This is a genomic window from Streptococcus mitis (assembly GCF_003943905.1).
In the GTDB taxonomy this organism is placed as follows: Bacteria; Bacillota; Bacilli; order Lactobacillales; family Streptococcaceae; genus Streptococcus; species Streptococcus mitis_BC.
The window spans coordinates 66,688-79,072 of sequence record NZ_RJNS01000003.1 but is presented as its reverse complement, the minus strand read 5'-3'; the positions used below and the strand labels follow the sequence as shown (position 1 = coordinate 79,072).

Sequence of the window (12,385 nt, the reverse complement as noted above, 5' to 3'; positions counted from 1 at the left end):
ATAATGAATAGAGAGGAAAGAACGATGAAAGTGATTGATCAAGCCTTACTAGAAAAAGTCATTATTGAACGTTCTCGTACCAGTCATAAAGGAGACTATGGCCGTCTGCTCTTGCTTGGTGGGACCTATCCTTATGGTGGAGCCATCATCATGGCTGCCTTGGCAGCTGTAAAAAGTGGTGCAGGATTGGTGACAGTTGGAACAGATAGGGAAAATATCCTTGCTCTACACAGTCATTTACCTGAGGCTATGGCCTTCTCTCTTCAAGATCAGCAATTGTTAAAAGAGCAATTGGAGAGGGCAGAAGTTGTCTTATTGGGACCTGGTTTACGAGACGATACTTTTGGAGAAGAACTAGTCAAACAGGTCTTTGCTAGCTCAAGACAGAATCAGATTTTGATTGTAGACGGAGGTGCCTTGACTATTCTCGCTAGGATAAGTCTGTCATTTCCTTCTAGCCAGCTTATCCTAACTCCCCACCAAAAGGAGTGGGAAAAACTGTCTGGAATTACGATTGAAAAACAAAACGAAGGTACAACAGCTAGTGCTTTGACTTCTTTCCCTCAAGGAACAATTTTGGTAGAGAAGGGTCCGGCTACTCGTATTTGGCAAGCTGGCCAATCTGATTGTTACCAGTTACAGGTTGGTGGTCCCTATCAGGCGACTGGGGGAATGGGAGATACTCTGGCTGGAATGATTGCAGGATTTGCAGGCCAGTTTAAACAAGTTAGTCTCTACGATCGAGTGGTAGCAGCGACTCATCTTCATTCAGCTATAGCCCAAGAATTAGCTCAAGAACATTATGTGGTCTTACCGACGGAAATCAGCAGTCATCTTCCCAAAATAATGAAAAAAATATCTCAAAAAGGCAGCTAATACCTTAGTTGTCTTTTTATGTTGATGTAGCTTTGTTGATAAGGTTTTCAAATACCTCAGAACCAGCGACCAACTGCTGAACTTGCTTGAAATTCTCACTTTTAAGGTCTTGATTTTTAGTCAAACTCGCAATTAAAGCGAGATTGTTATCAAAGTTGAGGGGTGTCAAATCATGCTTTTTTTGATATAATTTTTAATGATGAATGTGAGAAATGATCGGTATGTGGTCGTTGATTTAGAGGCGACCAGCACCGGAAGCAAGGCAAAAATTATTCAAGTAGGCATTGTGGTGATTGAGAATGGTGAAATCATCGATCAGTATGCGACCGATGTTAATCCCCACGAACCCTTGGATTCTCATATCAAAGAATTAACAGGTCTGACCGATCAGCGTTTGGCTGCGGCACCAGAGTTTTCTCAGGTAGCCGGAAAAATTTTTGAATTGGTTAAGGACGGTATTTTTGTTGCGCACAATGTACAGTTTGATGCTAACCTTCTTGCAGAATTTCTCTTTTTTGAAGGATATGAATTGCGCACACCGCGAGTGGATACAGTTGAGCTTGCCCAAGTTCTGTATCCTCAGTTTGAAAAGTATAACTTAGGTATCCTTTGTCAAGAGTTGGGCATTGAGCTGGAACAGGCCCATACTGCCCTGTCAGATGCTCAGGCAACAGCTGAACTCTTGCTTTACATGCGTCAAAAACTTTTTGAGCTACCTAAAGGGCTTTTAGAAAGCTTGTTAAACCTTGCGGACAACCTTCTCTACGAAAGTTATCTGGTGATTGAGGAGGTTTACCAGCAACAATCTCTCTTGTCTTCGCCAGACTTGATGGAACTTCATGGGCTTTTCCTCAGAAAGGAAAGCAAAGCTTTAGTCCCACGAAAGTTATCCAAAGACTTTGCTAAAAACATTTCTTTATTGGGGCTGGAGGAGCGTCCGCAACAGTTGGAATTTGCGGAGAAGGTTGAGCAATTATTGGAAGAACACCAGACTTCCTTCATCCAAGCTCAAACGGGACTGGGCAAGACTTACGGCTATCTCCTCCCAGCTTTAAACTTGGAGAGTCAAGCAGGTATCCTAGTGAGCGTTCCGACCAAAATTCTTCAAAATCAAATCATGCAAGAAGAAGGTCAGCGCTTAAAAGAGGTCTTCCATATGGAGATTCATAGTCTCAAGGGGCCTCAAAATTATTTAAAACTGGATGTCTTTCACAGAGTTCTCCATCGATCTGAGTCCAATCGCCTTTTCACACGCTTTAAAATGCAACTGCTCATCTGGCTAACAGAGACAGAGACTGGCGACTTGGACGAAATCGGGCAACTTTATCGTTATCAGCATTTTCTGCCAGAACTAGTCCACGATGGCAAGCTTTCAAAGAAAAGTTTATTTGCTACAGAGGATTTTTGGAAACGAGGGCAGGAAAAGGCCAAGACCAGTCGTGTTCTTCTGACCAATCATGCCTATCTGGTCACTCGTTTGGAAGACAATCCAGAGTTTGTCGACAACCGTTTGGTGATCTTGGATGAGGCTCAAAAAATGCTGCTAGCTCTCGAAAATCTAGCCCAGCAGGCTTATCGCCTTGAGGAACTTGTAACCCAGCTTGATAAGTCCTTGGAGACAGAGGGAGATTTGGTTCAGAAACGCTTGCTTGAGAGTATTGGCTTTGAATGTCGTTACTTGATAGAGCATTATCAGTCAGGTCTTAAGAATGGAAAGTGGTTGGATTCTCTTGAACAGTTGCGCCAGCATTTTTCGGAGCTAGCTCTCCCAGAGTATAGAGAGATTGCAAACTTTTTCACCTCGGACCGTGAATTTTGGCTTGCTACAGCAGAGAAATCGAGCAAGGATGTCTTGATTTGTTCAAGCAAAAAAGGACGCTTTATACTAGCGGATTTATTGCCAGAAGATTGTAGGCTCCTAGGAGTATCGGCCACTCTTGAAATCAGCAATCGGGTTTCCCTAGCAGATTTATTGGGATTTCCAGATGCTCCGCTTGTTAGGCTTGATGTAGCAAAGCAGGAGCAACAAGAAGTCTTTCTAATTGATGACTTTCCTCTTGTGACAGAAGTTTCATCTTTTGACTATGCTAGTGAGGTGGCTTCTGTTATCCGAGGTTTACAAGCCTTCCAAGAACCTTTATTGGTCTTGTTTACTTCAAAAGAGATGTTGCTGGCAGTTTCGGACCTGCTCGACCAACCGCATCTAGCTCAGTATAAAAATGGAGAACCAAGCCAACTGAAAAAACGTTTTGAAAAAGGTGAACGCCAGATCTTGCTTGGAACAGGCAGTTTCTGGGAAGGAGTTGATTTTTCAACCCATCCTTGCGTGATTCAAGTGATTCCGAGATTGCCTTTCCAAAATCCCCAAGAGCCGTTAACCAAAAAGTTAAACCAAGAACTGCGTCAAGAAGGGAAAAATCCTTTCTATGATTATCAGTTACCGATGGCGATCATTCGGCTAAAACAAGCCCTTGGTCGTACTGTTAGACGGCCCAACCAAGGTTCGGTCGCTGTAATCTTAGACAGTCGTATTGTCAGCAAGCGTTACGGCAAACAAATCGCCCAGACCTTGTCAAAAGAAAGGGCTGTTCAGGTTCTTTCTAGAGAACAGCTAGAGCCTGCTGTAGCTGATTTTCTCCAATCCCGTCGCAATAGAATGAAAGAAAAATCCAAGAAAGAGAAAAGGTAAAAAATATGAAACGTTCCTTCGACTCTCGAGTCGATTATAGCCTCCTTCTACCAGTGTTTTGTTTACTGGTGATTGGAGTAGTGGCCATTTATATAGCAGTTAGTCATGACTATCCAAATAATGTGTTACCAATACTAGGCCAGCAAATCGCTTGGATTTCCTTGGGCCTTGTCATTGGATTTGTGGTCATGTTCTTTAATACCGAGTTTTTATGGAAAGTGACTCCCTATCTTTATGGTCTAGGGCTAGCTTTGATGGTCCTACCTCTTGTTTTCTACAACCCAAATCTTGTAGCGTCAACAGGTGCCAAGAACTGGGTATCAATCGGTGGAACGACACTTTTCCAGCCATCGGAGTTCATGAAGATTTCCTATATCTTGATGTTGGCTCGTGCCATTGTAAGATTCACTCAAAAACACAAGGAATGGCGACGGACTATTCCCTTGGATTTCCTATTGATTGGTTGGATGATTGCCTTTACCATACCAGTCTTGATCCTCTTAGCCCTACAAAGTGACTTAGGGACTGCCTTGGTCTTTGTAGCTATTTTTGCAGGTATGGTTCTCCTTTCAGGGGTTTCGTGGAAGATTATCATTCCAGTTTTTGTTACAGGAGTAACTGCAGTAGCAGGCTTTCTAGCGATTTTTATCAGTAAAGATGGACGTGCCTTCTTGCATCAGATTGGGATGCCAACTTACCAGATCAACCGCATCTTGGCTTGGCTCAATCCCTTTGACTTTGCGCAAACAACGACTTACCAACAGGCGCAGGGGCAAATTGCGATTGGAAGTGGTGGCTTGTTTGGACAAGGTTTCAATGTGTCCAATCTCCTCATTCCAGTACGTGAAAGTGATATGATTTTCACCGTAATTGCTGAAGACTTTGGCTTCATTGGTTCAGTCTTTGTGGTTGCTCTGTACTTGCTTCTTATTTATCGGATGTTGAAGATTACACTTAAGTCAAACAACCAGTTCTACACCTACATTTCGACTGGATTTATCATGATGTTGCTCTTCCATATCTTTGAAAATATCGGTGCCGTGACAGGCTTACTTCCTTTGACAGGGATTCCTCTGCCTTTCATTTCTCAAGGGGGCTCCGCAATTATTAGTAACCTCATCGGTGTCGGTCTCCTCTTGTCTATGAGTTACCAGACCAACCTAGCGGAGGAGAAAAGTGGAAAAGTTCCATTCAAACGAAAGAAAGTCGTCCTAAAACAAATCAAATAAGGAGGCCACTATGGCAAAAGTAGCAGTTATCTTAGCCCAGGGTTTTGAAGAAATTGAAGCCTTGACAGTAGTTGATGTCTTGCGTCGAGCAAACATTTCATGCGATATGGTAGGATTTGAAGAGCAGGTGACAGGATCACATGGCATTCAGGTAAAAGCCGACCGTATCTTTGATGGCGATTTATCCGACTATGACTTGGTAGTTCTTCCTGGTGGTATGCCAGGCTCAGATCACCTACGGGATAATCAAGCCCTCATTTCACAGATTAAAGCCTTTGACCAAGCAGGAAAGAAAGTTGCAGCTATCTGTGCAGCTCCAATCGCCCTCCATCAAGCAGGTGTCCTGAAAGACAAGCACTTTACCTGTTATGACGGTGTTCAGGAAAACATCAGTGACGGAATTTACCGAAAGGAAACAGTAGTTGTGGATGGCAATCTAACAACTAGTCGAGGACCGTCAACTGCCCTTGCCTTTGCCTATGAGCTGGTAGAGCAGTTGGGAGGAGATGCAGAAAGTTTACGAGTCGGCATGCTCTATCAAGATGTCTTTGGAAATTAACAGTAAGACGAGAGTTCGGCTCTCGTTTTTGCTTGGAAAAATCTAGGAAATCATCGCTTTTTTCGTAAAAAAATGGTATAATGAAGGGTATGAAATATCGTGACTATATATGGGATTTAGGTGGTACCCTATTGGATAATTATGAGACTTCTACAGCGGCCTTTGTAGAGACCTTAGCCAAATACGGAATAGAGCAAGAACACGACTGTGTTTACGAAGCCTTGAAGGTTTCGACAGCTTTTGCCATTGAGAAGTTTGCCCCAAACATCGAGGATTTTTTAGAAAACTACAAAGAAAATGAAGCGCGTGAGCTAGAGCACCCAGTTTTGTTTGAGGGAATTCCAGAACTACTCAAAGACATTTCTGACAAGGGTGGCCGCCATTTCTTGGTTTCTCATCGAAATGACCAAGTTCTGGAACTTCTTGCCAAGACCCAGATAGCTGACTACTTCACAGAAGTCGTGACTGCCAGTTCTGGTTTCAAACGAAAACCAGATCCTGAGTCTATGATTTATTTACGTGATAAATATCATATTACATCTGGTTTGGTCATTGGTGACAGAAATATTGATGTAGAAGCAGGTAAAGCTGCTGGCTTAGATGCCTATCTTTTTAAAAACGTTGCAACATTGAGACAAGCAATAGACATGTAAGAAAAGGGAAAAAATGACAGAAGAAATCAAAAATCAACAGGCACAGGATTACGATGCCAGTCAAATTCAAGTTTTGGAGGGGCTGGAAGCCGTCCGTATGCGTCCAGGTATGTATATTGGATCGACCTCAAAAGAAGGCCTTCACCATCTAGTATGGGAAATTGTTGATAACTCAATTGACGAAGCCCTGGCTGGATTTGCCAGTCACATCCAAGTCTTTATAGAGCCTGATAATTCCATCACCGTTGTGGATGATGGTCGTGGAATTCCTGTTGATATTCAGGAAAAGACAGGACGTCCTGCTGTTGAGACCGTCTTTACAGTCCTTCACGCTGGAGGAAAATTCGGCGGTGGCGGATACAAGGTTTCAGGTGGTCTCCATGGGGTGGGTTCATCCGTAGTAAACGCCCTTTCTACTCAACTAGACGTTCATGTCCACAAAAACGGTAAGATTCATTACCAAGAATACCGTCGTGGTCATGTTGTTGCTGATCTTGAGGTGGTTGGAGATACGGATAAAACTGGAACAACAGTTCACTTCACACCAGATCCAGAGATTTTTACAGAAACAACAACTTTTGACTTTGACAAATTAAACAAACGTATTCAAGAGCTAGCCTTTTTGAACCGAGGACTTCGAATCTCAATAACAGATAAGCGCGAAGGTCTAGAACAAAGCAAACATTACCACTATGAGGGCGGGATTGCTAGCTACGTTGAATATATCAACGAGAACAAGGATGTTATCTTTGATACACCAATCTACACAGACGGCGAGATGGATGATATCACAGTTGAAGTAGCCATGCAGTACACAACTGGTTACCACGAAAACGTCATGAGTTTCGCCAACAATATTCATACCCATGAAGGTGGTACGCATGAGCAAGGTTTCCGTACAGCGCTGACGCGTGTTATCAACGATTATGCCCGCAAGAATAAACTGCTAAAAGACAATGAAGATAACCTGACAGGGGAAGATGTTCGCGAAGGCTTGACTGCAGTAATCTCTGTTAAGCATCCAAATCCGCAGTTTGAAGGACAAACCAAGACCAAACTGGGCAATAGCGAAGTGGTTAAGATCACCAATCGCCTCTTCAGCGATGCCTTTTCTGATTTTCTCATGGAAAATCCACAGATTGCTAAGCGCATCGTGGAAAAAGGGATTTTGGCTGCCAAGGCTCGTGTAGCTGCCAAGCGTGCGCGTGAAGTCACTCGCAAGAAATCTGGTTTGGAAATTTCCAATCTGCCAGGAAAACTAGCGGATTGTTCTTCGAACAACCCTGCGGAAACAGAACTCTTTATCGTTGAGGGAGACTCAGCTGGTGGGTCAGCTAAATCTGGTCGTAACCGTGAATTCCAAGCTATCCTTCCAATTCGTGGTAAGATCTTGAACGTTGAAAAAGCTAGCATGGATAAAATCCTTGCAAACGAAGAAATTCGGAGTCTCTTCACAGCCATGGGGACAGGATTTGGTGCAGAATTTGATGTCACTAAGGCTCGTTACCAAAAACTCGTTTTGATGACTGATGCCGATGTTGATGGTGCCCACATTCGAACACTCCTGCTAACCTTGATTTACCGCTACATGAAACCAATCTTAGAGGCTGGTTATGTCTACATTGCCCAACCGCCAATCTATGGGGTTAAAGTTGGAAGTGAGATCAAAGAATACATTCAACCTGGTGCAGATCAAGAAATTAAACTCCAAGAAGCCTTAGCACGTCACAGTGAAGGGCGTTCAAAACCAACCATCCAACGTTATAAAGGTCTGGGAGAAATGGATGACCACCAATTGTGGGAAACAACCATGGATCCAGAACATCGCTTGATGGCGCGTGTTTCGGTAGATGATGCTGCCGAAGCAGATAAAATCTTTGATATGTTGATGGGTGACCGAGTTGAACCTCGCCGTGAATTTATCGAAGAAAATGCCGTTTACAGTACCCTTGACGTCTAAAAAATGTGGGAAATAGTTCCCATGACCTAAAAAATATGATATAATCAATACGATTGTTTCTAGTATAAAAGGAGTTTGATATGTCTAATGGACAACTAATTTATCTAATGGTTGCGATTGCAGTCATTTTGATTCTGGCTTATGTAGCGGCAATCTTCCTACGTAAGCGTAATGTAAGTAGATTGACGGCCCTCGAAGAAAGAAAAGAAGAACTCTACAACCTTCCTGTAAATGATGAGGTTGAAGCGGTTAAAAACATGCACTTGATTGGTCAAAGTCAGGTAACCTTCCGTGAATGGAATCAAAAATGGGTTGATTTATCCCTTAACTCATTTGCTGATATTGAAAATAACCTGTTTGAGGCTGAAGGCTATAATAATTCTTTTCGCTTTTTCAAAGCGACTCACCAAATCGATCAAATCGAAAGTCAAATTGATTTAATTGAAGAAGACATTGCGGCGATTCGCAATGCGCTTTCAGAGCTTGAAAAACAAGAGTCTAAGAATAGCGGACGTGTTCTGCATGCTTTGGACTTATTTGAAAATCTGCAACATACCGTAGCAGAAAATTCGGAACAGTATGGTAAAGCCCTTCCTGAAATTGAGAAACAATTGGAAAATATTCAGTCAGAGTTTTCTCAATTTGTAACCTTGAACTCTTCAGGTGACCCAGTTGAAGCTGCAGCGATTCTTGATTCAACTGAAAATCATATTCTCGCTTTGACACATATCGTTGATCGTGTTCCATCTCTCGTGAAGACTTTGTCAACAGAACTTCCAGAACAATTGGAAGATTTGGAGGAAGGCTACCGTAAACTCTTGGATGCTAATTATCACTTCACTGAAACGGACATCGAGTCACGCTTCCAACTTTTACATGAATCCTTGAAAAATAATCAAGAAAACATCCGCCAGTTGGAATTGGATAATGCAGAGTATGAAAATACACAAATCCAAGAAGAGATTAATGCGCTCTACGATATCTTCACGCGTGAAATAGCTGCCCAAAAAGTCGTTGAAAGTCTCCTTTCAACGCTTCCAACCTACCTCAATCACTTGAAAGAAAATAATCAGGTTTTGGTTCAAGACCTTGAACGCTTGAATAAAACTTATCTTCTCCCAGAAAGTGATGGGAACCATGTCCGCCGTCTTCAAGCTGAATTGTCAGGGCTTGATACAGCGATCACAGAGGCAACTGAAGATCAGACAGAACCTACTCAAGCCTACTCTGTTTTAGAGGAGCAGCTTAATTCACTTCAAAGTAATCTAAAAGACATTGAAGACGAACAAGTTTCTGTTAGTGAACGCCTAGCTCAAATCGAAAAAGACGACATCAATGCTCGTCAGAAAGCCAATGTCTATGTGAATCGCTTGCATACTATCAAACGCTACATGGAAAAGAGAAACTTACCGGGTATTCCTCAAAGTTTCTTGAAACTTTTCTTTACTGCAAGCCATAACACAGAAGATCTGATGGCAGAGTTAGAACAAGCACAAGTTAATATTGAATCAGTTAAACGAATTCTTGAAATTGCGACTCATGACATGGAGGCTCTTGAAACAGAAACCTACAATATTGTTCAATACGCGACTTTGACGGAGCAACTCTTGCAGTATTCAAACCGTTACCGTTCATTTGATGAGCGTATCCAGCAAGCTTTCAATGAAGCACTTGAAATTTTTGAAAAAGAATTTGACTACAAGGCATCATTTGAGAAGATTTCTCAGGCCTTGGAAGTTGCAGAACCAGGAGTCACAAATCGCTTTGTTTCTTCTTATGAAAAAACACGTGAAGCGATTCGCTTCTAATACCTGAAAAGCTTAGATCATCTAGGCTTTTTATTATTTCTTTCAAAAATAGAAGAATATCGATTTATCATTGAAATTATAGTTCTGATTTGATATGATGGAGGTATGAAGAAAAATAGAGAGAAGCGTGTTTCCCACGATAAAAAGAGAAATGTATTACTGGTTTTAGTAGGTATTTTAAGTCTTGCTATGATCTGCCTAGGTAGCGTGATTGGTTACAAGATTTTGCAGAAACAGTCCTATGAACAGAAAATTGAAGCGCTAAAAAGTGAAAAAGATCAACAATTCAACGTAGGCAGTCAGAGAGACCATTTCCGAAAAGGTCAAGCTGAAGTGATTGTCTACTACCCTCTTCAAGGAGAGGAAGTCATTGCATCTGTTAGAGAAAAGATCAACCAGGATATCAAAGAAAAGCTAGAAGATAAAGAGGATTTGGTTTTTTATTATACGGAGCAGTTGGATCCCGTCCTAAAGGGAGTTGTGGCTCGTAATATTAGTAAGCAAGTTTACGATTTGTCTGCAGCAAAGGTTGAAGAAAAAGAAAAAACGTCTTTAGGAAAAATTTTCTTGACAGAAGACGGTAAAACTTTTACTCTTAGTCAATTTTTCAAAGATGCGACCAAGGCTAAGGAACTCTTGCTGAGTCAAATCAAAGCAACCCTAGAAGATAAGAAACTTGACCAGACAAAAATGGATCAGGTTCTAAAAAACTTCACAGACCAAGAATTGACGTCTTGGAGCTTTGATTATAAAGATAGTCAACTCATCCTTTATCCAGCTGACCAAGTGGAGACTCTGGAGGAAATTGCCCTACCAATATCCAGTTTCTTTGACGTATTGGAGTCCTCTTATCTATTAGAAAAGGATGCTGAGCTCTACCAGGCTTACTTTGCTCAGAAAAATAAAAAAGTTGTAGCCTTGACTTTTGATGATGGTCCAAATCCATCTACAACTACGCAAGCTTTGGATACATTAGCTAAGTACAATGTAAAGGCGACTTTCTTTGTACTTGGTAAAAACATCGCGGGTAATGAAGATCTTCTGAAACGAATGAAATCAGAAGGACATGTTGTGGGAAATCATAGCTGGGATCATCCCGTTCTTTCAAAATTGACTCTTGAAGATGCTAAAAAACAAATCACGGATACGGAAGATGCCTTGACCAAGGTTTTAGGTTCGAGTTCTAAACTCATGCGTCCGCCTTATGGCGCTATTACTGATGATATCCGTAACAGTCTTGACTTGAGCTTTATCATGTGGAATGTAGATAGTTTGGACTGGAAGAGCAAGAATGAATCTGCTATTTTAACAGAGATTCAGCATCAGGTTCGTAATGGATCGATTGTTCTTATGCATGATATTCACGGCGCTACAGTTAATGCTCTTCCAAAGATTATAGAATATCTGAAAGAGCAAGGTTATACATTTGTGACTATTCCGGAATTGCTCAATTCACGTCTAAAAGCTCACGAAATGTATTATGATCGTGATCAATGATTTTAAAATCTAAAGGGGCAAGTGTTCTGATAATCAGGATTTTGTTTCTTTAGATTTTCTTCACATAGAAAGGAAAAACGATGAAATCTTACAACCTTAATAATGGAGTTTCAATTCCTGTACTAGGATTTGGAACATGGAAAGCTGAAAATGGAGAGGTAGCCTACCAAGCCGTTTTAGAAGCCTTAAAGGCTGGCTATCGTCATATCGATACTGCAGCTATCTATAAAAATGAGGAAAGTGTTGGTCGTGCTATTCGAGATAGCGGTCTTCCACGACAAGAAATCTTTGTAACGACCAAACTCTGGAATACCAATCACAGCTATGATGAAGCTCGCCAAGCATTTGAGGAATCAATGGAAAAACTGGGCTTGGATTATCTAGACTTGTACCTTATCCATTGGCCAAATCCAAAACCACTAAGGGAAAATAACGAATGGAAAACTCGCAATGCTGAAGTTTGGAGAGCGATGGAGGATCTTTACAAAGAAGGCAAAATCCGTGCTATTGGTGTTAGTAATTTCCTCCCCCATCATTTGGATGCCTTGCTTGAGACAGCAAGAGTCATTCCAGCGGTCAATCAGGTACGCTTGGCACCAGGAGTTTATCAAGAGGAAGTGGTTGACTACTGTAAAGAGAAAGGAATTATCTTAGAGGCTTGGGGACCATTTGGGCAAGGAGAGTTGTTTGAACAGAAGGAAGTCCAAGAAATTGCTGATAAGCATGGAAAATCAGTCGCTCAAATCGCCTTGGCTTGGAGCTTGGCAGAAGAGTTTTTACCGTTACCTAAGTCAGTAACAGCCTCTCGCATCCAGAGCAATCTTGACTGTTTTGGGATTGAACTCAGCAAAGAAGAGCGAGAGATCTTAAAGACGATTTCAGTGACTTCTGGTGCACCTCGTGTGGATGAGATGGATTTTTAGAAAGTAAGAAAAAGAATTGTAAATTTTCTCTCTTTCTGATATAATAATCAACAAGAAAGAAAGTCTTATGGCGTTCTTCAAGCGAGCTTGGGATGGTGGGAGCCAAGTAGGACAAGGTAAGAAACTGGCGCTTTCTGTCGTATTTTAAAAAAACAATGAAGTAATAAATTAGGGTGGAACCGCGTTTCTGA

9 protein-coding genes are annotated in these 12,385 nt (G+C 41.7%); all 9 read left to right on the top strand.

Annotated elements, in window-relative coordinates; genetic code table 11:
* Positions 1-24: 24 nt before the first annotated feature.
* Positions 25-876 (top strand): NAD(P)H-hydrate dehydratase, encoded by an 852-nt coding sequence (locus D8854_RS06285; RefSeq protein WP_125450239.1) that lies wholly within the window; start codon positions 25-27, stop codon positions 874-876.
* A 199-nt stretch (positions 877-1,075) separates the two neighbouring features.
* Positions 1,076-3,565 carry a bifunctional DnaQ family exonuclease/ATP-dependent helicase gene (locus D8854_RS06280; RefSeq protein ID WP_398575005.1) on the top strand — a complete coding sequence of 830 codons (2,490 nt, stop codon included), beginning with the start codon at positions 1,076-1,078 and terminating at the stop codon, positions 3,563-3,565.
* A 5-nt stretch (positions 3,566-3,570) separates the two neighbouring features.
* Complete coding sequence (locus D8854_RS06275) at positions 3,571-4,794, top strand: FtsW/RodA/SpoVE family cell cycle protein (protein WP_125450237.1); 1,224 nt, start codon at positions 3,571-3,573, stop codon at positions 4,792-4,794.
* Between the two features lie 10 nt (positions 4,795-4,804).
* The gene (locus D8854_RS06270; RefSeq protein ID WP_125450236.1) at positions 4,805-5,353 is read left to right on the top strand and encodes a DJ-1 family glyoxalase III; all 549 of its coding nucleotides are present in this window, start codon (positions 4,805-4,807) and stop codon (positions 5,351-5,353) included.
* 89 nt (positions 5,354-5,442) lie between these two features.
* On the top strand, positions 5,443-6,006 hold the full coding sequence (locus D8854_RS06265) for an HAD-IA family hydrolase (RefSeq protein ID WP_312023741.1): 564 nt from the start codon (positions 5,443-5,445) through the stop codon (positions 6,004-6,006).
* A gap of 13 nt (positions 6,007-6,019) precedes the next feature.
* Positions 6,020-7,966, top strand: a complete 1,947-nt coding sequence (gyrB, locus tag D8854_RS06260; protein ID WP_000134069.1) for a DNA topoisomerase (ATP-hydrolyzing) subunit B — start codon at positions 6,020-6,022, stop codon at positions 7,964-7,966.
* 80 nt (positions 7,967-8,046) lie between these two features.
* Positions 8,047-9,774, top strand: a complete 1,728-nt coding sequence (gene ezrA / locus D8854_RS06255; RefSeq protein ID WP_125450234.1) for a septation ring formation regulator EzrA — start codon at positions 8,047-8,049, stop codon at positions 9,772-9,774.
* 105 nt (positions 9,775-9,879) lie between these two features.
* Positions 9,880-11,271, top strand: a complete 1,392-nt coding sequence (gene pgdA / locus D8854_RS06250) for a peptidoglycan-N-acetylglucosamine deacetylase PgdA (protein WP_125450233.1) — start codon at positions 9,880-9,882, stop codon at positions 11,269-11,271.
* A gap of 80 nt (positions 11,272-11,351) precedes the next feature.
* On the top strand, positions 11,352-12,194 hold the full coding sequence (locus D8854_RS06245; RefSeq protein ID WP_125450232.1) for an aldo/keto reductase: 843 nt from the start codon (positions 11,352-11,354) through the stop codon (positions 12,192-12,194).
* The last annotated feature ends 191 nt before the right edge of the window (positions 12,195-12,385 follow it).

Excerpts from the sequence above, each read along its gene's own strand:
- D8854_RS06285 (WP_125450239.1), top strand. The coding sequence starts at position 25 with ATGAAAGTGATTGATCAAGCCTTACTAGAAAAAGTCATTATTGAACGT.
- D8854_RS06280 (WP_398575005.1), top strand. The coding sequence starts at position 1,076 with ATGAATGTGAGAAATGATCGGTATGTGGTCGTTGATTTAGAGGCGACC.
- D8854_RS06275 (WP_125450237.1), top strand. The coding sequence starts at position 3,571 with ATGAAACGTTCCTTCGACTCTCGAGTCGATTATAGCCTCCTTCTACCA.
- D8854_RS06270 (WP_125450236.1), top strand. The coding sequence starts at position 4,805 with ATGGCAAAAGTAGCAGTTATCTTAGCCCAGGGTTTTGAAGAAATTGAA.
- D8854_RS06265 (WP_312023741.1), top strand. The coding sequence starts at position 5,443 with ATGAAATATCGTGACTATATATGGGATTTAGGTGGTACCCTATTGGAT.
- gyrB (WP_000134069.1), top strand. The coding sequence starts at position 6,020 with ATGACAGAAGAAATCAAAAATCAACAGGCACAGGATTACGATGCCAGT.
- ezrA (WP_125450234.1), top strand. The coding sequence starts at position 8,047 with ATGTCTAATGGACAACTAATTTATCTAATGGTTGCGATTGCAGTCATT.
- pgdA (WP_125450233.1), top strand. The coding sequence starts at position 9,880 with ATGAAGAAAAATAGAGAGAAGCGTGTTTCCCACGATAAAAAGAGAAAT.
- D8854_RS06245 (WP_125450232.1), top strand. The coding sequence starts at position 11,352 with ATGAAATCTTACAACCTTAATAATGGAGTTTCAATTCCTGTACTAGGA.